Annotated in this window: 16 protein-coding genes and 1 pseudogene; 2 read left to right on the plus strand and 15 right to left on the minus strand. The window is 34.7% G+C overall.

Annotation, left to right across the window (positions count from 1 at the left end; all coding sequences use genetic code 11):
- Positions 1-88 precede the first annotated feature (88 nt).
- From BAU28_RS06235 to BAU28_RS06280, 10 genes are all read right to left on the minus strand, one after another.
- A complete protein-coding gene (locus BAU28_RS06235) occupies positions 89-808 on the minus strand; it encodes a class I SAM-dependent methyltransferase (RefSeq protein ID WP_071718068.1) in 720 nt (239 codons plus the stop codon).
- An 82-nt stretch (positions 809-890) separates the two neighbouring features.
- On the minus strand, positions 891-2585 hold the full coding sequence (locus BAU28_RS06240; protein ID WP_071718069.1) for a peptide ABC transporter substrate-binding protein: 1695 nt from the start codon (positions 2583-2585) through the stop codon (positions 891-893).
- 432 nt (positions 2586-3017) lie between these two features.
- Positions 3018-4730, minus strand: coding sequence for a peptide ABC transporter substrate-binding protein (locus tag BAU28_RS06245; protein ID WP_071718070.1), 1713 nt, complete (start codon positions 4728-4730; stop codon positions 3018-3020).
- A 404-nt stretch (positions 4731-5134) separates the two neighbouring features.
- The gene (locus BAU28_RS06250; RefSeq protein ID WP_071718071.1) at positions 5135-6844 is read right to left on the minus strand and encodes a peptide ABC transporter substrate-binding protein; all 1710 of its coding nucleotides are present in this window, start codon (positions 6842-6844) and stop codon (positions 5135-5137) included.
- A gap of 349 nt (positions 6845-7193) precedes the next feature.
- Positions 7194-8456: a dicarboxylate/amino acid:cation symporter gene (locus tag BAU28_RS06255; RefSeq protein WP_071718072.1), complete on the minus strand. Its 1263-nt coding sequence runs from the start codon at positions 8454-8456 to the stop codon at positions 7194-7196.
- Positions 8457-8660: 204 nt separating this feature from the next.
- A complete protein-coding gene (locus BAU28_RS06260; RefSeq protein ID WP_071718073.1) occupies positions 8661-9698 on the minus strand; it encodes an LCP family protein in 1038 nt (345 codons plus the stop codon).
- Between the two features lie 17 nt (positions 9699-9715).
- Positions 9716-10714, minus strand: a complete 999-nt coding sequence (locus tag BAU28_RS06265) for an anti-sigma factor (protein ID WP_071718074.1) — start codon at positions 10712-10714, stop codon at positions 9716-9718.
- A gap of 12 nt (positions 10715-10726) precedes the next feature.
- Complete coding sequence (locus BAU28_RS06270; RefSeq protein WP_071718075.1) at positions 10727-11260, minus strand: RNA polymerase sigma factor; 534 nt, start codon at positions 11258-11260, stop codon at positions 10727-10729.
- A gap of 206 nt (positions 11261-11466) precedes the next feature.
- Positions 11467-12273: an ABC transporter permease subunit gene (locus BAU28_RS06275; protein ID WP_071718076.1), complete on the minus strand. Its 807-nt coding sequence runs from the start codon at positions 12271-12273 to the stop codon at positions 11467-11469.
- On the minus strand, positions 12266-13159 hold the full coding sequence (locus BAU28_RS06280; protein ID WP_048371361.1) for an ABC transporter ATP-binding protein: 894 nt from the start codon (positions 13157-13159) through the stop codon (positions 12266-12268). The genes BAU28_RS06275 and BAU28_RS06280 overlap by 8 nt, the downstream gene beginning before the upstream one ends.
- A 155-nt stretch (positions 13160-13314) precedes the next feature.
- On the opposite strand from BAU28_RS06280, the gene BAU28_RS06285 reads away from it, so the two are divergent.
- A complete protein-coding gene (locus BAU28_RS06285; RefSeq protein ID WP_244158076.1) occupies positions 13315-13917 on the plus strand; it encodes a TetR/AcrR family transcriptional regulator in 603 nt (200 codons plus the stop codon).
- A 26-nt stretch (positions 13918-13943) separates the two neighbouring features.
- On the opposite strand, the gene BAU28_RS06290 is transcribed toward BAU28_RS06285, so the two are convergent.
- On the minus strand, positions 13944-14975 hold the full coding sequence (locus BAU28_RS06290) for an oxidoreductase (protein ID WP_071718078.1): 1032 nt from the start codon (positions 14973-14975) through the stop codon (positions 13944-13946).
- A gap of 210 nt (positions 14976-15185) precedes the next feature.
- Positions 15186-16544, minus strand: coding sequence for an RNA-guided endonuclease TnpB family protein (locus tag BAU28_RS06295; RefSeq protein ID WP_071718079.1), 1359 nt, complete (start codon positions 16542-16544; stop codon positions 15186-15188).
- Positions 16545-16632: 88 nt separating this feature from the next.
- Here BAU28_RS06295 and tnpA point away from each other — a divergent pair.
- Positions 16633-17033: pseudogene (gene tnpA / locus BAU28_RS31545) on the plus strand (IS200/IS605 family transposase).
- Between the two features lie 183 nt (positions 17034-17216).
- Here tnpA and parC read toward each other — a convergent pair.
- The 3 genes from parC to BAU28_RS06315 all read right to left on the minus strand — a co-directional run bounded on the left by parC (position 17217) and on the right by BAU28_RS06315 (position 22395).
- Positions 17217-19640, minus strand: a complete 2424-nt coding sequence (gene parC, locus BAU28_RS06305; protein WP_071718080.1) for a DNA topoisomerase IV subunit A — start codon at positions 19638-19640, stop codon at positions 17217-17219.
- 1 nt (position 19641) lies between these two features.
- Complete coding sequence (gene parE / locus BAU28_RS06310; protein ID WP_071718081.1) at positions 19642-21606, minus strand: DNA topoisomerase IV subunit B; 1965 nt, start codon at positions 21604-21606, stop codon at positions 19642-19644.
- Between the two features lie 375 nt (positions 21607-21981).
- Positions 21982-22395: a CoA-binding protein gene (locus BAU28_RS06315; protein WP_048371369.1), complete on the minus strand. Its 414-nt coding sequence runs from the start codon at positions 22393-22395 to the stop codon at positions 21982-21984.
- Between the last annotated feature and the right edge of the window lie 58 nt (positions 22396-22453).

Consider the following 22453-nt stretch of genomic DNA (forward strand, 5'->3'; position numbering starts at 1 on the left):
ATTTGGTTTTATTTTAGGAATTACTTTGGCTGCATTATTTTTCATCTAACATAGTAAAGAGTTGACTATCTTTAGCCAACTCTTTTTTCTATTTTTCACATATAAAAATACGATGTCCTAAAATATGCTGATACATAAGCAGTACTTGTTCGTGTTGCACCCACGCCTCATACAATTCTTCTGGAATAAACGGTGATACATTCCACTCCGGCTCTTCCATATATCCTACAACTGTTTCTGCAATGGTACCGCCACCCGCAATTGTAATTTTTTTAAAATTTGCTGCTTTAAATAAATGAATCCACTCATCCTCAGTTAATAATTCTTTCATTCCATATAATTGTACGATTTTTTCTTCCTCATTTTTCCCAATATGACTTTCGATAATCATTTCAATGACAATAAGCTTTCCATCCTGCTGCAATACACGATAACATTCCGGAATAACCTTTTCTTTATTCGTAAAAGCGAGTATAGATTCTCCGAGTACAAGCTCAAATGAATCATTTAAACAAGGCAATCTTTCTACATCTCCTTGAATTAATTGTATATCTAAACCTTCAAACAACCATCTATCTTTCGCTTTTTGAATCATAATTTCATTCTTTTCAACTGCTGTTACTTTATAACCAAATGCTTTTGTCATATACGCCGCTGTTTTCCCCGTGCCGCAACCTATCTCAAGAACATTCGCTCCCTGTCTAAGTAGCAATTGAGATAGCAATTGTTTCGTTAGCGTAAAACCACCAGGATGGGCACTCCCTATTCCGTAATAAGCTAGAAAATCGATGTACGTATTTCGTTTCATGGGATTCTCCCTTTTTTATTTTATATATTCCAGGAAGAAAGAAAAGTGCATAGAAAAAAGGGCGCATCGCGCGCCCTCTCTCTTACTTATCATCAGAAATATATGCCCATTTGTAGCTGTAATCTCCACCAACTGGGTGGTGAACAATGCCTTTTACTTTTGATCTTTGAACGATAGCGTCACCACGTTGATATAACGGTGCAATTGCAGCATCTTCAAGTAACATTTTCTCAGCTTTCAGTAAGCCATCCCAACGCTCTTTCGTTTTCGTTAATAATTCGCCTTTCCCTTTTTCTACAATTTCATCATATTTCGGATTTGAATATCCTGTTTGGTTATGAGTGCCATTTGTAACAAACATATCAATAAATGTCATTGGATCTAAGTAGTCAGGCCCCCAACCAGCATAAGATAAATCATAGTCTTGATCTGTTTCTAGCTTTAATTTTTGTTTAAACGGCTGGTTTTTCAAATTAACTGTTAATCCTGGTAAGTTCTTCTCAAGCTCTCCTTTTAAGAATTCCCCTACTTTTTTCGCGTTATCGCTATCATAGTTTAATAACTCTACCGTTACTTGGTCTTTTCCAAGCTCTTTTTTCGCTTTTTCCCAATGCTCTTTTGCCTTTTTCACATCTGTTTTTAAAATATCTCCGTTATCTTTACGGAAGTCTTTTCCATCCGGACTCTTAGCAAACTCTTTTGGTACTAAGTAATCTGCAGGTGTAGATCCGTCATTTAAAATAACATTTGTTAAGCCTTTTTTATCATACGCCATCGCAATCGCTAAGCGTAAATCTTTGTTCTTTAATACTGTATCTTGACCACCACGTTTTTGGTTCAAACGTAAGAAGTACGTTGAAGGTGTTTTTTGTGTAAAGAAATCCGGATTTGATTTATATTTGTCAACAAATTCAGATGCAAGTGCCGCACGATCAATTTGTCCACTTTCATATAAGTTTACACGTGTACCGCTATCTTTTACGACATTAAAGTTAATTTCTTCTAACTTGACTGTTTTATTATCCCAGTATTGTGCATTTTTCTTTAACTTCCAGCCTTGTTCATGTTGCCAACTTGCTAATGTAAACGGCCCGTTATATAACGTTGTATCTGCTTCTAAACCGTATTTTTCTCCTTTTTCTTTTACGAATTTTTCATTTAACGGATAGAATGTTCCGAATGAAGTTAATTCTACAAAGTAAGGAACTGGATTTTCTAATTCTACTTCTAATGTGTAATCATCTACAGCTTTTACTCCTAAAGTATCAAGCTCTGCTTTTCCTTCATTAATTGCTTTTGCGTTCTTTAAATCAAACATAATGTATGCATATTCCGCTGCTGTATTTTTATCTACTGCACGTTTCCAAGCAAACACGAAATCTTTTGCTGTTACAGGTTCTCCATTTGACCATTTTGCATTTTTATTTAATGTAAATGTATATTTTTTACCATCATCACTCTTTTTATATGATTCAGCAACTCCTGGTGTTGCTTTATTATCTTTATCAAGTCGATATAAACCTTCCATTACATTGTTTAAAGCAAGGAACGATACTTGGTCTGTCGCCTTTGAAGAATCCATAGATGGAATCTCTTGGCTATCTGTTAAATTAAGTACTTGCTTTGCTGCTAATTTTCCGCCTTCTTTTTCACCACTTTTTGGCGTTGTGCTTGCCTTATCTTTATCACCTGATCCTGAGCAAGCTGTTAGTGCCATACTCATTACTAAAACTGGTGCTACAACCGCTGTTAATTTTTTCATCTTTTTTCTCTTCATTTTTTGTACCCTCCCCAATTATATGTACGCTACTAACTTTGAGAGATTTTCTATCAACTTACGTTATCAGAAAATTCTTATTAATTAATATTCTACTATTTTTTTGAGTTTTGTAAAGTATTTTATGAATTTTCTAAAAATTTATTTTTTTATGATAGTAACTTGTTATTTTGCTATTACTACTATATGAATTATCCCCCATCTACTATATGTAAACATACCACCTCTTATTCTTCTCTATTGCTAAGTTCTATATTTTTCTTATCAATATGAAATCTCTACTTAACATTCATCTAACCAACTACCGCATTCCTTCTAATATCCTACAGTAGAATTTTGAAAATAACCTCAAATTTCATGGGCCTTATTCTCTTATACATACTAAAAAAAGCATTTCAAAAGCAGCTTAGTCACTTTTGAAATGCTTTCATATTATTTTTTCCCGCCATCCTCAGTTACATACGCCCACTTAAAGCTATATTCTGGACTAATGTTGTGTTTCACAATTCCTTTTACATTCGGTTTCATTACATACGCTCTTCCTGTTTGATATAAAGGAACTAACCCTGCATCTTCTTCAAGGAATAATTTCTCTGCTTTTCCTAACGTTTCCCAGCGCTTCTTCGCATCACCCATTAATTCATTACCTGCTTGTTCTACCATTTCATCGTATTTTGGATTTGAATAACTCATTTGGTTGTATGGGCTCTTCGATTCAAACATATCAATAAATGTCATTGGATCCGCATAGTCTGGACTCCAACCTGCATAAGAGATTTCATAATCTTGTGCAGTCTCTAACTTTAATTTCTGTTTGAACGGCTGAATTTTCGTATTAATCGTTACACCTTTTAAATTTTTCTCAATTTGATCTTTAACATAATCAGCAATCTTTTTCGCAGTTCCATCATCATAGCTTAGTAATTCGATTGTAACTTGGTCTTTTCCAAGTTCCTTTTTCGCTTCTTCCCAGGCTGCTGCGCCTTTTTTCGGATCATATTTCAGACCATTTTTAAATGTATCTTGGTAATCTTTACCGTCAGGTCCTGTTGCAAGCCCTTTCGGAACCAATTGATCCGTTGCTTTTGATCCATTATTTAAAATTACATTCGCCAATCCTTTTTTATCAACTGATAATGCAATTGCTTCACGAAGTTTTTTGCTCTTTAACGGTGTATCTTGTCCGTTACGCTTTTGATTTAAACGTAAGAAGAATGTACTTGATTCTGCATACTCACCGTATTCATCTTTATTCGATTTATATTTATCTACGAATTCTCCTGATAGTAATGTAAAGTCAATCGATCCTGTATCATATAAATTGACTTTTGTAGCTACTTCTTTTACAACACTGTAATTAATTTCTTCTAATTTCACAGTCTTGTTATCCCAATACTTATCATTTTTCTTCAACTGCCATCCTTGTTCATGTTTCCATGAAGACATAACGAACGGCCCGTTATACACTGTTGTATCCGCTTCCAAACCGTATTTATCCCCTTTTTCTTTTACGAATTTTTCATTTAACGGATAATATGACGGGAATGCTAATAAATTTAAGAAGTACGGTACTGGTTTTTCTAATTCTACTTCTAGCGTGTAATCATCTACCGCCTTTGCTCCTAATTCAGTTACAGGTTTTTCTCCTTTATTAATCGCTTCTGCATTTTTAATATAGTAAGCGATAAACGCATATTCTGCAGCGGTGTTTTTATCAAGTAAGCGCTGCCATGCAAACACAAAATCTTTCGCTGTTACAGGATCACCATTCGACCATTTCGCATCTTTACGTAGTTTAAATGTATATTTTTTGCCATCCTCACTTTTCGTACTAGATTCTGCCGCAGCTGGGATTGGCTTATTATCTTTATCAAGACGATATAAACCTTCCATCGTATTCCCTAAAATTTGTGACCCTAACGTATCAGTAGATTTAGAAGTATCCATCGTCGGAATTTCTTGGTTTTCTGTTCGATTTAAAACTTGCTTCGCAGCATATTTAATATCTGACTTTTTTTCGTCCCCACCACTAGACGTCGTAGTCGTTTTCTTCTCCCCGCCAGATCCAGAACACGCAGTCAACGCCATGCTCATTGCTAATACTGGCGCTACAACCGCCGTGAACTTTTTCATCTTTTTCTTCATTCTTGTACCCTCCCCAATTATATGTACGAAACTAATTTTGATAGACTTTCTAATAACTAGTTATCAGAAAATTCTTATTAATTAATATTCTACTAATTTTTCTTATTTTGTAAAGTATTTTTAAAAATATTCAAAATTTTTTTGATAGTAACTACGTATTTTACAATTACTACTATACGAATTCCCCTCCATCTACCATATATAAGTACCCTTTTCCTTTTCCTTACGCTTATTCATTTGTTTAAATTTAATCTCATAATAAAAAAGCATTCCAAAAGTAAGTAGTCTACTTTTGGAATGCTCTATCATTTTATCTTCCTATTGTGGACAGTAAGATTCCCACTATAAAAAATCAGCTAAGGAACTTGTATATATCCACTTAAAGATAGCATCACTGTTTAAAATTATTTCCCATCTTTTTCAGTCATATATGCCCACTTGAAGCTATACTCTGGGCTAATGTTATGATGAACAATGCCTTTTGCATTTGGTTTTTGAACATATGCATCACCACGTTGGTATAAAGGAACAAGCGCTACATCTTGTTCAAGAAGTAATTTCTCAGCTTTTCCTAGCTCTTCCCAACGTTTTTTCGCATCACCCATTAATTCACCGCCAGCTTTTTTGATCATGTCATCATACTTCGCATCAGAGAAGCTCATTTGGTTATGAGAATGCTTAGACTGGAACATATCTAAGAATGTCATTGGATCTGCGTAGTCAGGTCCCCAACCAGCGTATGATAAATCATAATCTTGCTCTGTTTCTAATTTTAGTTTTTGTTTGAATGGCTGAAGTTTAATATTAACTGTTACACCTTTTAAATTTTTCTCGATTTGGTCTTTTACATATTCCCCTACTTTTTTCGCATTACCAGTATCATAGTTTAATAGCTCAATTGTAACTTGATCTTTACCAAGTTCTTTTTTCGCTTCATCCCAAGCCGCTGCTGCTTTCTTCGCATCTGGTTTGATACCATTTTTAAATGTTTCTTGGAAGTCTTTACCGTCTGGTCCAGTTGCTAGTCCTTTCGGTACTAAGAAGTCCGCTGGTTTAGATCCGTCATTTAAAATAACGTTTGCTAAATTCTTCTTATCGATTGAAAGTGCGATTGCTTCACGTAATTTTTGGCTCTTTAATGGTGTATCTTGTCCACCACGTTTTTGGTTCATACGTAAGAAGTAAGTACTTACTTGTGAATAAGTTCCAAACTCATCTTTATTGTTTCTATATTTATCAACGAACTCACCTGATAAAAGTGCGGAATCAATTGCACCTGTATCATATAAGTTTACTCTTGTAGCTACTTCTTTTACTACACTATAGTTAATTTCATCTAATTTTACAGTCTTTTTATCCCAATATTGATCATTTTTCTTTAGTTTCCAGCCTTGCTCATGTTTCCAATCAGTAAGAACGAACGGTCCGTTATAAACTGTTGTATCAGATTCTAAACCGTATTTATCCCCTTTTTCTTTTACGAACTTTTCATTTAGTGGGTAGTACGATGGGAATGAAACTAAGTTTAAGAAGTAAGGTACTGCTTGTTCTAATTCAACTTCAAGCGTATTGTCATCTACCGCCTTCACTCCTAATTCAGTTACAGGTTTTTCTCCTTTATTAACCGCTTCTGCATTTTTAATCGGGAATGCGATAAATGCATACTCAGCAGTTGTTTTTGGATCTAATAGACGTTGCCATGCAAATACGAAATCTTTCGCTGTTACAGGATCACCATTTGACCACTTTGCATCTTTACGCAGTTTAAATGTATATTTTTTACCATCGTCACTCTTCGTGCTTGACTCTGCTGCTGCTGGGATTGGTTTATTGTCTTTATCTAAACGATATAACCCTTCCATTGTGTTCCCTAAAATTTGAGAACCTAATGTATCTGTATTTTTCGAAGTATCCATTGTTGGAATTTCATTTGTTTCAGTACGATTTAACACTTGCTTTGCCGCTAACTTTTCTCCAGACTTACTATCTCCGCTAGAGCTAGAATTTGTACTTGTCTTCTTATCCCCACCTGTAGAACATGCTGTAAGTGCCATACTCATTGCTAAAACTGGTGCTACAACTGCTGTTAGTTTTTTGATTTTTTTCTTTTTCACTTTCTGTACCCTCCCTAATTCTTAACGATCTCATTTAAGAATTTTCTGATAATTCTGTTTTTCTTTATATATTTATCAGAAGATTCTTATTAACTATTATTCTACTAATTTTTCGAGTTTTGTAAAGTGCTATTATTGAAAATTTTTAAAAAATTATTTTTTTACAGTAATATTCATAAAAATTCCATATTCTTTTAAAATACTGTACATCATTGAATTATACGTATTGATTTAATAGTCTTTATGTCCCCAAGCCATAAAGAACCTGTAAATTATTGTTAATAAATAATGCATATCATCATAAACCTCTTTCCTACAAAAATAAAAAAAGTCAGCAAAGCTGACTTTTTTATCCGGCTATTCTCTCTCTCTTCATTTCTTCTAACACTCTCGTATACTTCTCATCATTGAATTCATTTTCACTTTTTGCAACAACTATAGTCGCAATACCGTTACCAATTAAATTAACGATTGCTCGCGCTTCTGACATAAAACGGTCAACCCCAAGTAAAAGTGCTAATCCTTCTAATGGGATAACATTCATCGCAGATAAAGTAGAAGCTAATACAATAAATCCTCCTCCCGTTACCGCTGCTGCCCCTTTCGATGTAACTAACAAAATAGCTATTATAGTTAATTGTTGGCCTAGTGAAAGATCGACATGAAAAACTTGTGCTAAAAATATTGTTGCCATAGATAAATAAATCGTTGTTCCATCTAAGTTAAAAGAGTAGCCAGTTGGAATAACTAAGCCTACTACTGGCTTTGAACATCCGAAGTCTTCCATCTTTGTCATCATACGCGGTAATACAGATTCTGATGAAGATGTTCCAAGAACGATTAATAGTTCTTCTTTAATATGTACTAAGTATTTCCATAAGCTAAATTTATAAAGCTTACAAATAAAATTCAAAACGATAAAAACAAATAATGCCATTGTCGCATATACGCAAATCATCAATTTACCTAATGGTATTAAAGTACCTATACCGTATTTCCCAATTGTAAACGCCATTCCACCAAACGCTCCAACCGGTGCTAGTTTCATAACAATCGACAAAATATTAAAAAACACTTTCGATAATCTTTCAAAAAAGTCGATAACAGGTTGACCGTTTTTTCCAAGCATCGTTAAACCTGCTCCAAATAAAATGGAGAAGAACAACACTTGTAAAATATCACCTTTTGCGAATGCCTCGAACATATTAGAAGGCACAATATGTAAAAAGAAATCCATCCATTTCATTTCTTGTCCACTTTGTACATATTGCGAAACATCACCGCCCTTTAGCTTTGAAGGATCTAACCCATCGCCAGGACGTACGACATTCGCTACGATAATACCAATGATAAGAGCAAAAGTTGTAACAATCTCAAAATATAATAACGCTTTCCCACCAACGCGTCCTACTTTTTTCATATTCCCCATACTTGCAATACCAAGCACAATTGTTAAAAAGATAATCGGTGCAATGACCATTTTAATCATATTAATGAACGTCTCACCAATTGGTTTCATTTGTTGTCCGACACTAGGCCAAATCGCTCCTACTGCAATACCACAAATAATTGCCACAATAACTTGGAATGTTAAATTCTTTACAATTTTCATTTTCAATACTCCCCTGTTTCTTTCATTTCTCCCATACTATTTCAATTAATGATAATCATTTATTCTATGTGATAGCCCCCTTGCTATTTAACTTGCACCCCTTTATTATGTTACACTATTATATAAAAATTTTAAATAGTATATAATATTTAAATGTAAATGTTATACTATTAAACAAAACAAAAAGCAGATATAACATCTGCCTTAATTTCCCTCAATTCGCTTCTCACTTAATCCAAGATGTGTTCTAAGTGTATTACTCAAATTTTGTAAGTCTGTTTTATTAGGATTATAGTAATATACACGTTGTCCATTTGGACCATTAGGTAAATATAAATCATCACCGGCAAGTTGAATCTTCTCAACTGGACAATCTAAACCATATTTATAAAAAGATAACATATCCTCCAATGCTAAATTTGTTTTAAAATCACCATCGACAGCTTCAACCATTTTCTCCAGTTTTGTAATAGACCCTACACTTTTTAATTTACTTAAAATCGCTTCAATGACAAGTTGTTGGCGCTGCCCCCTCATTGCATCACTATCAATATGACGAGTTCTCGCCAAAGCAAGTGCTTCTTCTCCCGTTAATTTTTGAACCCCTTTTTTCAAGTGAATTGCATCAGGTTCATCTTTACTATTTTGTTCAGTAAATTCAACAGGGACATCTACTTCAACACCATCGAGCCCATCAACAATTTTAATAAATGACCCAAAATTAAATTTCACAAAATAATCTACCGGTACTTGCAGTAACTTTTCTACTGCCTCAACAGAAGCTTGTGGTCCTCCATCTTTTCCGTTTTTAACGAAACCACTTCCATATGCGTGTGTTATTTTATCTTTTTTCTTTTCGATTGGAACATATGTATATGTATCTCGTGGTATACTAGTTAACTTCACTGTCTTATCGTCTTTATTAAAAGTAGCTAACAATAATGCATCTGTATGAAATGCACCGTTATACTCCTTTTGACGTTCTTGATTTTCATCAATTCCCATAATTAAAATTGAAACGTTGTGTGTAATTGGCTTTACAGCTTTCTCGCGTAAATTTGATTTTTCACCACGCGCTAAATTCAAATTTGATTTTTGTACGATATTAGAAGTCTTCATATATACATAGGTACCATATCCAACTCCGCCAAATAGTAATACTCCTAACAATACACTTATTATCGTTGTCTTTTTATATTTTCGTTTATTTTTCTTTTCTCTTGAAGGAGAGGTATTCTCCATATAGTTCCCTCCGTTTTCTATTCATCTAATATGTTTTTCAACTTTTCATAATTAGTGCTATCCTTTTGAAATACATTCTCTTTCAATCCTTTGTTTATTTGTATCCATTCAGTCGTAATCGAATATTGAATCATACCTTCATGGAAACTAAGGAACTTCAACATAATTCCTGTATTTTTCTCTACAACCATTTCAAACTTCCCTCTCAAATCTTCAGATGTACTTACAGGCATTTCTATGTTTATTATCCCTTCTATTTTGTAGCAATCTAATCCAAGATACTTCGTCTCTCTATAATTCCAATCTTTATACCGAATTAATAAATCAGCGAATTCTGATTGAATGCTATATTTGGCTTGCCCTACATACTCATCGTCGTATCGTTTTTTCTCACCTGATTTTCTAAATAGCCTTTCCGTAGGACTTAATTTTAATAGTTCATTATTTCTTTCTTTTGGGCTCCATCTCGTCTCTTTATACGTATTATTCCCATCATTAAACTCTTTTTTTCTACCCTCGTTATATATAATCGTTCTTTTTTTCGACAGTTTATCTTCTTTAGATGAAATACCACTTTGTTTCTCCGTATCAATCGCATATTTATATGTTGTAGCAATTCTTGTAGAGCTAGAATATTCCTCGAATTGCCCTAAAACATTTTGGAAATGATCAATTGAATCAAGCATCTTTTGATGAAGCTTTTCCTTATCTGGATAATTGGCGTTCGACTTTATTTCTTCTTCATTCTCATAATCAGAAAACGCATTCTTCTTTACGTAATTAAACACTCCTCCATTTTGCGCAAAGCTCTGTATAGAAAACTCAGACATAGATACAATTGACAGCGTTAGAACAGCGGCACTAATAAACATCATATGTACTCTATAACTCTTTCTTTTTACAGGAAGATTATGAAGTGTATCATTAATTTTTTCGTTTAGTGCCTGTGGCAATACAGTATTATCCTTCTCTATTCTCTTTTTTAATTTTTCATCAAATGATTTTTCTTTATCCATTTTAACCACCTCCTACTCCATCTTTAATCGCTCTTCTAATTGTTCCCTTGCACGTGACAATCTTGATTTAACCGTGCCTTTTGGAATTTCTAAAAGCGCTGCAATACTTTCTTGATTCATATCTTCATAATAATAAAGTACGGTTACAGCTCTTAGTTCTTCCGTTAAAGACTGAATAGCATTACAAAGATCAATATCTTCATATCGATCGAAGGCCACCATATTACTATCATAATCCTCAATTACTATTACTTTTTTATAAGAGCGAATTATATTGTTACACTCATTTATTAAAATTCTAATTAGCCAAGTTTGAAAAAACGCTTCCTTTTTCAGTTTTTTTATATTTTCATAAGCTTTTAAAATTGTTGCCTGCATCGCATCCTCTATATTCGTCTCATCATGTAACATCGCCTTCGCAATGCGATACATCTTCACTTTTTCTGTATGTATAAGTGCCATGAAAGCCTCATGATCACCCTTTTTAGCTAAAGAAACATCCGTTTCTTCTTTTACAATCATCTTATATAAAGGAATTACTTTCACAATTGGTCCTCCTGTTTCAGCCTCTCTTCAAATTCAACTTTACACTTATTAGACGGAGTAGCCTATAAAAAGGTTCACTTTTTTGAATATTTTCACAAGAATAAAGGCAAGCATTCAATTTTGACTATCTACTTAGATATTACTCTAAAAAATATCCCTTTGAATTTACAAACAAAAAAGCCCACTTTCACAGTGGACTTTCTAATCTACAAAGGTAAATCCCTCTTCCTAAACACTACAATTGCTATTATAAAGAGACAAAGCGCTCCGGCAGTTAAACCTACGCTTACTGGCCATATATGATACGTTCCTTCTGCAATTTCTTTCGGACGAAACAACGTAAATAATGATATATTTCTCATCCATTCTAACTTATCACTTAATTTCCCTACCATATCTAACATGAAAAATAAGATTGTTAAACTTGCTGAGTAACTAAGTGCTTTTCTTTCATCATTACATATACAAGAAAATAAAAATGAATAGGCGCTAACTACTAAAAATACAAGCCCTCCGACTATATTTATTTTTAAAAATAACTCTTTATTTAAGTTATTATCTTTTAAAAACCATTCTGCACCTAATATACCCGCTACGTAAGTAACAAATACGATAATTAGTAGCCCCAATATGAGAACCGTAGCTTGTGTAATTGCAATTTTCACCCTAGATACAGGTGTTGCTAGCAAGTATGCCATCGCTCCTTTATCTACATGCCGAGCAATTAAATGTGTTGCAACTGTGACGCAAAAAATTGTTAAAATGATAATAAACAATAGGCTATAGTACTCACCAGCTAAAAAATCCATTACATTTTGAATTGGGCTTTCCATACCAACGATTTTTTTTACACTATCAGGCATGGCACTTATTAATTCATTTAAGCCTTTCGCTGAAACCATCGATGGAAATATCCAAATTAATAACCATAAATAAAGAGCTGCACCAGTAGCATAACTCCATATACTTTTTTGCGTTTCTTTCAAACTAGCTAAGAATAGTTGTTTATTCATGCTTTACCCCTTCTTTCTGATCGTAATAATGCATAAATAAATGTTCTAAATCCGTCGCTCTCGTTTGAAGTGCCGTTACATTATAGTTTGATAGTATTTGTAAAACAGTTTGATAGTTTCCTTGCACAATAATTGATGCTGTTTTCCCTTTCACAGCCTCGAATTGTAAATTTGATTGTGTAAGTGACTGTACTTCATCTTGAGATGATACTGTTACATCTATTACTTGTCTTCGCATTCCTTGTAAATCGTGAATATCTTCAACCGTTACGAGACGTCCATCTTTAATAATAGCTACTCGGTCACATGTACGTTCAATTTCAGTGAAAATATGCGACGACATAAGAATCGTTTTCCCTCTTTGTTTTTCTTCTAATATTAAATCTATGAATATTTGCTGCATAAGTGGATCGAGCCCTGATGTTGGTTCATCTAAAATTAATACTTCTGGATCATGCATAAATGCAGCAACTATTCCTACTTTTTGTTTCATTCCTTTAGACATTTTTCGGATCGGTGTTTTCACATCAAATTGCAGACGTTCTATTAATTCATCGCGTCTCTTCGTTTCCTTTAACCCGCGCATACCTTGCATCAAATTTAAAAACTCTAGTCCATTCATTCCTTCAATAAAAGAAATTTCTCCTGGTAAATAACCAACTTCTCTTTGAATTTTCGCTGCCTCATCCCAGCAATCTAATCCGAAAATTGTTGCTCTACCAGCTGTCGGTTTTATAAACCCCATTAAATTACGAATAGTTGTTGATTTTCCAGCTCCATTTGGCCCTAAGTAACCGAATACTTCCCCTTCTTTCACTTCAAATGTAATATCAAACAAGCCTTTCCCATTTGAAAACTGTTTTGTAACATTTTGAACTGAAATCATAAACCCACCTCATTTTTTGAAATATTTGATTGATGATATTTCAAAATCATTGTACTCCTCATCCTTCATATTCGCAACAACTTTTTGAAATATTTATATGTCCATATTTCAAAAATATTGTTTTCAATTATCTTTTCTTGTATATTTTAATTGAGGTGATTAAATTGAATGGCTTTGAAAAAGTGAAAGAAAAGAAAAAACGTGCCATTAAAGATGCGGCTTTCGAATTATTTTCTGAACGTGGATTTAATGAAGTGAAAATAGAACATATCGCGAAAGAAGCAAACGTCTCTCAAGTGACAATTTATAACCATTTCGGTAGTAAAGATGCCCTATTTAGAGAGTTAATTCAAGAATTTATACAAAGTGAGTTTCAATACTATACAGAGCTTGCTGTTGAAAATTTGCCTTTTCACGAAATGATGCAAAAAATGATCGTACGAAAAATGGAAACTGGCGGATTATTTCAACCTGATATGCTACTACAAGTGATGCAAAGAGACGAAGAACTTCGGAAATTTGTTTATAGCTATCAAAATGAAACTATACTCCCTTGGTTTTTAGAACTACTAGAAAAAGCGCAGCAAAAAAATGAAATTAATCCTCACCTTTCAAAAGAAATGATGCTACTTTACATTCAAATGTTTACTAAGTTAGGTGATGACTTCGGAGCAAAGCTTCTTGAAGGAGATAGAGAAAAACATATACAAGATATCATTACGATGTTTTTTTATGGACTTTCCGTTCCCCAAAAATAAAAAAAGACACGAAATCGTGTCTTTTTTTATTTCACTGAAATTGCTCTGCCAGTTTCACTACTTTCAATTGCTAATTGAATAAGCTTAATAACTTCCAAACCTTCTTCAGCTGTTACTGGTGGCTCTGCACCATTTAATATACTATTTCCAATCTCTTTATAATACATTTCATAACAGCCGACTTCTGTTGGAATACGTTCTAACTTTTCTTCCGTTTCTAAAATAGCAAAGTTCGCTTCTTTATCTGTTCCATAACCACTATCGCCCGGCTTTATACCATTCTTTAATTGTTCTTCCTGCGAATCCATACCGTATTTCACGATAGAACCTTTATCTCCATGAAGTGTAAAATGTGGGCCTGCTTGTTTTACGTAACTACTACTATGTAAAATAACGCGCTTTACTCCATAGTGAAGTACAACATGGAAATAATCATCTATTTCCGCACCTGGTCGTTGTTTTATTACATCTGCACTAATTGCATCTGGTTTACCAAATAGAGATAATGCTTGATCCATTAAATGTGAACCTAAGTCATATAAAATTCCTGACCCTGGTAAATTCTTTTCTCTCCAGCGATCACGTACATGTGGGCGAAAACGGTCAAAATGCGCTTCATATGCATATACGTTCCCTACTCTTTTTTCTTGTAATAATTTCTTTATCGTTAAAAAATCATTATCAAAACGACGATTGTGATACACACTTAAAACGACATTATGTTGCTTCGCTAATGAAATCAGTTCTTCGCCTTCTTCAATTGAAACAACGAATGGTTTTTCCACAACAACATGCTTACCGTGTAAAATTGCTTCTTTTACATATGGAAAATGAGTTGTATTCGGCGAAGTAATGACAACTAGGTCAATATCCGCTCGATTTACTAATTCATCAATTGTGCCAACGACTTCAGTATTTGGTAATGCTTGTTTCACTACTTCTTCTTTTGATGATAAAATAGCACGAATATCATATGCTTCTATCGTTTGTAATAACGGGATGTGAAATGTTGTACTAGAAAATCCAAACCCTACAATCCCTACACCTATTTTTTTCATGCTGCTCCTCCATTTATGAGAACGATTTCATTACATTATTATAACAAAATTATTTTCATATACATAATAATTTGCTTTAGAAAAAAGGAGCCCTAAGGTAATCTTTTTCAAAAAATAAAATAGTATATGAGCGCTTTGTGAACCTCTCCACCTAAATCATAGATTTTGATGGAGCATCCTTCATCATAAATACGGTTAACTCGAGCATTTTCACACCGTTGGTGCGACCGCCTGAAGAAAACTAATGAATGTAGATAAGGATTGCTGTGTTCTGGCTGAAACTTGAGGTACTTTTGCCTCGAGTTTCAACTTTTTCTTTTCAGAAAAAGCTTTAAGATGCTCACGTAAGAAATAGCGTGCGCCTATATTGTAAGCTGCATTTAAATCAGCATGATAGACCTTGCCATTTTGGAATGTTGCGAGGTCTTTTTTATAATTACGTACAACTTCACCTGAGCCATCGTAGGCTAGTTTGCTAGTATTTGCAGCATTTACCCGACGAATACGAATTCCTCGGTAGTGCGCCATTTGTTTTACTTTATTTTGAATGCCATTTTTGCACCAATGGTGCAATTTTTGTTTGAGTCGTTTGGCTCCGTAAGTGTTAGGTGAAAATTTCATTTTCCCTAAAAATTCGAATACAATCACATCAGCATGGTGCTGTTCCGCAAAGTTTACGATGTGACGAGCTGTATCTATCATGATATGTTTTTGTAGACCGTTTATCTTTCTCCAAAGGTTAGGAGCGGAAATATACCCATATTTCTTTTGTGCGATTTTTACATTCTTACTCATTCGATCCATCCGGTCTTTTTCTACTGGCTGGTTAATAAATGTACGTCCAATGACAGTTCCATCGGAACGAATGGCAGAACATACCGCAGAATTGGTCATTCCAAGGTCCACGGAAATAATCGTTTGGTCTTTTATGTTTGTTTTATTTAACGGCATTTTCTTCTCATAGGAGATAGCTAGGTAGTATTTCTTACCACTTTTTATCAACTTTGGATTGCATTTTTTCCAATCTGAAACGCCTCTCTTTTCTAAATCTATTGGTTTATATGTAATATCTACCCAAACCCAATCTTTTTTTATAAATAACTTTAATTTCGCTTCATGGTTACTTCTTTTTTTAAACATATTACCGCGGTAGAACACAGGAAATTCATTGTGTTCAAGTTGAAAAGAAGGTGGACGTTTTGAAAAACGTTTTCCCTCTTGTTTCGCTTGTTCTTTTTCTTCTACCCAGTTTTGGAGTAAGGAACGATAACTTTTCACTTTTCCGAAGGCGGAAGCGATAGCCGCGCGCCTGAAATAACTAGGAAACTTGTAAAATTGTTGGTTGAACTCTTTATATTTAGGAAGTGGGTTTGTTTTCGTCGTATGCGTCAACATTTCCATGGCCGGTACGATTCCTTTTGTGTTCCAATCGTCCAAACTTAAAAATTCTTTATCAATAACTTTCATAAAATACGAAAGTGCTTCATTAAAAATTTGAATCGTTGGTTCAAAGATGTTTGTTTGATTTGTTATTTTATGTTTTAACGTTTTAGATTTTGTCGTGGACATCCAACAAACCCTCCTTCCTTTTCGTATTTGAGTATGTTAAAAATGTAACCTATATTAATTTAGTTGTAAAATAATAAGGGGTGGTTTCATGCATGAATTTAACAAGAATAGACAAGCAATATATAAACTAACATATCATTTAGTTATAGTTACAAAATATAGACATCCTTGTATCAATGAAAACATAAAAAATAGGCTCGAGGAAATTGCACACAACCTATTTACAAAGTGGAATTGTACAATTATTGAAATGAACGGTGAAGAGGATCACATACATATCCTGTTTGATGCTCCGTCACAAATTCACTTAGCTAATGTTGTGAATAGTTTTAAAACAGTTACTTCCCGCTATATACGAAAAGAGTTCCCCGATGAATTGAAACCTTTTACTGGAAACCGTATTTTTGGAGTAGAAGTTACATGTTACTCACAACGGGAGGCGCACCAATTGAAGTTATACGTACGTACAAAGAGAATCAAGAGAAGTAAATTACAGAAGGCTAACCTCCACTAAATCGAAGATTTTGAAGAGGAATGCGCCTTCTTATTTTTGGTTCAAATATATCGACCGCAACTCCAAATATATCGTTTTACCGACACAAACTGACAATAACAGTAACGTATTAATAAGAAAAGGATGTTCCAAAATAACTTTTGGGACATCCTCTTCCTTTATTCCGGTCTTTTCTTCGTCCACGTTTCCACTACTTCACCAGTATCATTAACATCTAGTACTAAACTACCATTACTATACCGGTCTTTATTTCGAAACGCCTTCGGATCAATTTCTTCTACAATGTGTTTCTCTGTCTTCATGTAAACTAATTCATCATCTCGAACAATTTCAATACCGACAATGCGGTACGGATTACGTTTTAACTCTTTGAAAATAACAAGACCTCGCTTCGCCCTCGTTGATTTCTCAATTTCTGATGCCTTTATACGTTTCACAGCACCTCGCTGCGTAATGAGAATAAGTTGATCTTTGTCACCATTTAACGGTTTACCAGAAGCAACATAGTCATCTTCTTTTAAATTAATTGCTTTCACACCAGCCGCCCTTACACCAACTGGACTTACTTCTTCTTCATTGAATACAAGTGCATATGCACCATGTGTTGCAAGAACAATATCACTTGTCCCATCTGTCGCAAATATATCGACAACTTCATCATCTTTTTTCAAGTTTACAGCAACAAACGCCCGTGAATAACGCTGAACTTTATATTGATTTAATTCTGTTTTCTTAATCATACCGTTTCGTGTAACAAATACGATAAATCGTTTTTCTTCCTCAAAGTTCGGTACGACTGTCGCCCAGATAATCATTTCATCCCGCTCGAGTGATACAAGATTCGCAACGTGTTGACCTAAATCTTTCCAACGAATTTCTGGCATTTCATATACAGGAAGATAAATATAATTTCCTTTGTTCGTAAATAAAAGAACGGTTTCTGTCGTGTTTGTATCGAAACGCTCAAGTAAGATGTCACCCTCTTTCATACCGAAGTCTTTCCCGTTCGATGCATTATGCGAACGCCAACCTGTTCGTTTCACATATCCTTCTTTCGTTACAGTAACGATGACATCTTCTTGCGGAATCATAACTTCCACATCGATTTTAATTTCTTCAATTTCCTCTTCAATTATCGCACGGCGATCATCACTATATGTTTTCTTTACTCTCTTCAAATCTGTTTTAATGACTTGAAGAAGTCTTTTTTCACTTTGTAAAATTGACTGTAACTCTATAATTTTCTTATTAAGTTCAGCTGCTTCTTGCTCTAACGCTGTAATATCTGTATTCGTTAAACGATATAGTTGCAGTGAAACAATTGCTTCTGACTGCGCCTCTGTAAATCCAAATTTCGCACTTAAATTATCTTTCGCATTACGCTTATCTTTAGACCCACGGATTGTTTCAATCACTTCATCTAAAATTGATAATGCTTTCTTTAAACCTTCTACAATATGTTGACGACTTTCTGCTTTTCTTAATTCATATTGCGAACGTCTCGTAACAACTTCTTTCTGATGCCCAATATATGCATCCAAAATCTTAGGTAATGTCATAAGTGTTGGACGACGATTATTTATCGCTACCATATTAAAGTTGTATGGAATTTGTAAATCTGTATTTTTATATAAATAATTTAAAATACCTTCAGCATTCGCTTCTTTTTTTAATTCTACAACGATGCGAAGACCTGTACGGTCTGTCTCATCACGCACTTCAGCAATTCCATCTAGCTTTTTATCTAGACGTAATTCATCCATTTTCTTAACAAGGTTCGCTTTATTTACCTCGTACGGAATTTCTGTAATAACGATTTGTTGCTTCCCGCCACGAATCGTTTCAACTTCTGCTTTTCCGCGAATAATAATTTTGCCTTTCCCTGTTTCATACGCTTTTTTAATGCCATCTATCCCTTGAATAATACCACCTGTAGGGAAATCTGGTCCTTTAATAACTGTTAACAAGTCATCCACAGAACTATTCGGTTGATCGATACGCATCATTGTAGCATCAATTACTTCTCCAAGATGATGCGGTGGAATTTCTGTTGCATAACCAGCGGAAATCCCTGTAGAACCGTTCACTAATAAGTTCGGGAACATTGCCGGTAATACAACTGGTTCTTCACTCGTATCATCAAAGTTTGACACAAATTCTACTGTTTCTTTATCGAGATCACGTAATAACTCTGATGCGATTGGTGATAAACGGGCTTCTGTATAACGCATTGCCGCTGCTGGATCCCCATCAACACTACCGTTATTTCCGTGCATTTCAACTAAAACATTACGTACTTTCCAAGTTTGACTTAGACGGACCATCGCCTCATATACAGAGGAATCACCATGTGGATGGTAATTACCAATAACGTTACCAACTGTTTTAGCTGATTTACGAAACGCTTTATCATGTACGTTTCCTTCTACATACATAGAGTATAAAATACGTCTTTGTACCGGTTTTAAACCGTCACGCGCATCTGGAAGCGCGCGGTCTTGAATTATATATTTACTATAACGTGCAAAGCGGTCACCTAACACGTCTTCAAGCGGGAGGTCATGAAACTTCTCTGCCTGCATGTTATTCCACCTCCGTCTCCATAATCATTTCGTTTTCTAAAATATTTCCTTCTTCTTGCATACCAAATTGTACATTACGCTCAATCCATTTACGACGCGGTTCTACTTTATCACCCATCAATGTAGTCACACGGCGCTCCGCTCTTGCTGCATCATCAATTTTCACTCGGATTAATGTACGCGTTTCAGGATTCATCGTCGTTTCCCATAACTGATCCGCATTCATTTCACCAAGTCCTTTATAGCGCTGCAACATATAGCCTTTACCGACCTTTTTCGTTACACCATCTAATTCTTCATCAGACCATGCATATTCAATCACTTCACTTTTCCCTTTTCCTTTACTTACTTTATATAAAGGTGGAAGTGCGATAAATACTTTACCAGCTTCGATAAGTGGTTTCATATATCTGTAGAAAAAAGTTAATAACAATACTTGAATATGAGCTCCATCTGTATCGGCATCGGTCATAATAACAACTTTATCGTAGTTAATATCTTCAACAGCGAACTCATTTCCTACGCCGCCACCAATTGCATAAATAATTGTGTTAATCTCTTCATTCTTAAAAATGTCAGCAAGCTTTGCTTTTTCCGTGTTAATTACTTTACCACGTAATGGTAGCACCGCTTGGAAACGACGATCTCGCCCTTGCTTTGCTGAACCACCAGCCGAGTCACCCTCTACTAAATACAATTCGTTTTTCTGAGGATTACGTGATTGTGCAGGTGTTAACTTCCCGCTTAAAGTACCTTCTGATTTTTTCTTCTTCTTACCAGTACGTGCTTCTTCTCTCGCTTTACGAGCAGCCTCACGTGCTTGCGCTGCTTTAACTGCCTTTCTCACAAGAAGTGTAGCTACATCCGGATTTTCTTCTAAAAAGTAAGCTAAATGCTCAGATACAATGGCATCAATTGAAGAACGCGCTTCACTTGTACCCAGTTTCCCTTTCGTTTGCCCTTCAAACTGAAGTACTTCTTCTGGTACACGTACAGAAACGATAGCCGCTACACCTTCACGAATATCTGTACCTTCTAAGTTTTTATCTTTTTCTTTTAATAGTGAAACTTTACGAGCATACTCATTAAACACACGTGTCATCGCTGTTTTAAATCCAGCTTCGTGTGTTCCACCGTCTTTTGTACGTACGTTATTTACAAACGAAAGAATGTTTTCTGAGTAGCCATCGTTAAATTGAAATGCTAGCTCTGCTTCAATTCCATTTTGTTCACCATTAAAATATACAACCGGATGAATTGAATCTTTTTCTTCGTTTAAGTATGAAACGAAAGCTTCAATTCCTGTTTCATAATGAAAGACATCTTCTAAATCATTTCGTTCATCTTTTATTGAGATCTTCATCCCTTTTAATAAGAATGCAGATTCACGTAATCTTTCACATAATGTTTCATAATTGTAATTTGTTGTGCTGAAAATTGTTGTATCTGGCTTAAAATGCATTGTCGTACCAGATTCTTTCGTTTTTCCGATTTTCTCTAACGTCGTTGCAGGAATACCACCATTTTCAAAGCGTTGTTCATAAATGTTACCATCACGCTTAATCGTTACTACTAACCATTCTGATAAGGCGTTTACAACTGATGCCCCAACACCGTGTAAGCCACCACTCGTTTTATAACCTCCTTGGCCAAACTTACCACCAGCATGAAGTACAGTTAAAATAACTTCAGGTGTCGGTTTCCCAAGTTTATGCATTCCTGTAGGCATTCCTCGCCCTTTATCAATAACACTAATACTATTATCTTTATGTATTACGACAGAAATTTCGTCGCCAAATCCCGCTAACGCTTCGTCAACGGAGTTATCTACTATTTCATATACTAAATGATGCAATCCACGGCTATCCGTACTCCCGATATACATACCCGGGCGTTTTCGAACGGCTTCAAGTCCTTCTAACACTTGAATTGCATCTTCATTGTATTGGAACTGATGCTTTGCCAAACTCCTTGCCCCTTTCCTAATCAAATCAGAACATATGTTTCTATTATAGAATAACGCCTCGACTATAGTTTTGGCAAGTTATCTTATCTCTTTTATATACCATTTTCAATAGAAAAATCCTTGTTTTTTTCACAAGGATTCCTCTAGGCTACTATTTCAGAAAAATAATCGTTTGTCAACGAGAAATGGATATGTATTCCAAGATTACACATTCCAAACCTTAATCATGATCCAAATGATCAATATCCAAAACGGGATAACAAGTAACAATCCCCAAAAACAGCCTTTAAAAAATCTCATGATGAACACCTCGTTCATCGGCCCTATTCATACTTATATAGGGCTGAATCAATCTTTCTATCTTTAAAATCTATACTATTTTGTCATCGCATGCTCTACTTTAATACAACGATCCATTATTACAGTATAGCCTTTTTCTTGTAAAAGTTTATATGTATCTTCATCTTGTACTCCTAATTGTGCCCAGAAAACATCTGCATCAATCTCTACAAACTCTTTTGCAACATCCATTAAAAATTCTGAGCGACGAAATACATTTACGATATCAACATGTTCTTTAATATCAGTCAGTGAAGAAACGGCCTTTTCTCCAAGCACTTCATCTACTGTTGGGTTTACTGGAATAATGCGGTACCCAGCATCTTGCATTGCTTTTGAAACCATATATGATGTACGTTCTGGCTTATCTGATAATCCAACAACTGCAATCGTTTTGCTTTTCTTTAATACTTCACCAATTTCCGTACGAGTTGGGTTTTCAATTGTCATAATTAATCCCTCCTATACCTTTAGTATATCCGATAAAGAAAGTCTCTTTCAACATGAA

Origin of the sequence: Bacillus paramycoides (assembly GCF_001884235.1) — a bacterium.
In the GTDB taxonomy this organism is placed as follows: domain Bacteria; phylum Bacillota; class Bacilli; order Bacillales; family Bacillaceae_G; genus Bacillus_A; species Bacillus_A paramycoides.

Coding starts and splice junctions, on each gene's coding strand:
- BAU28_RS06265 (WP_071718074.1), bottom strand. CDS start 10,714: ATGGATAAAGAAAAATCATTTGATGAAAAATTAAAAAAGAGAATAGAG.
- BAU28_RS06280 (WP_048371361.1), bottom strand. CDS start 13,159: ATGATTTCAGTTCAAAATGTTACAAAACAGTTTTCAAATGGGAAAGGC.
- BAU28_RS06295 (WP_071718079.1), bottom strand. CDS start 16,544: ATGTCCACGACAAAATCTAAAACGTTAAAACATAAAATAACAAATCAA.
- BAU28_RS06235 (WP_071718068.1), bottom strand. CDS start 808: ATGAAACGAAATACGTACATCGATTTTCTAGCTTATTACGGAATAGGG.
- BAU28_RS06260 (WP_071718073.1), bottom strand. CDS start 9,698: ATGGAGAATACCTCTCCTTCAAGAGAAAAGAAAAATAAACGAAAATAT.
- BAU28_RS06245 (WP_071718070.1), bottom strand. CDS start 4,730: ATGAAGAAAAAGATGAAAAAGTTCACGGCGGTTGTAGCGCCAGTATTA.
- BAU28_RS06255 (WP_071718072.1), bottom strand. CDS start 8,456: ATGAAAATTGTAAAGAATTTAACATTCCAAGTTATTGTGGCAATTATT.
- BAU28_RS06275 (WP_071718076.1), bottom strand. CDS start 12,273: ATGAATAAACAACTATTCTTAGCTAGTTTGAAAGAAACGCAAAAAAGT.
- BAU28_RS06240 (WP_071718069.1), bottom strand. CDS start 2,585: ATGAAGAGAAAAAAGATGAAAAAATTAACAGCGGTTGTAGCACCAGTT.
- BAU28_RS06290 (WP_071718078.1), bottom strand. CDS start 14,975: ATGAAAAAAATAGGTGTAGGGATTGTAGGGTTTGGATTTTCTAGTACA.
- parC (WP_071718080.1), bottom strand. CDS start 19,640: ATGCAGGCAGAGAAGTTTCATGACCTCCCGCTTGAAGACGTGTTAGGT.
- BAU28_RS06315 (WP_048371369.1), bottom strand. CDS start 22,395: ATGACAATTGAAAACCCAACTCGTACGGAAATTGGTGAAGTATTAAAG.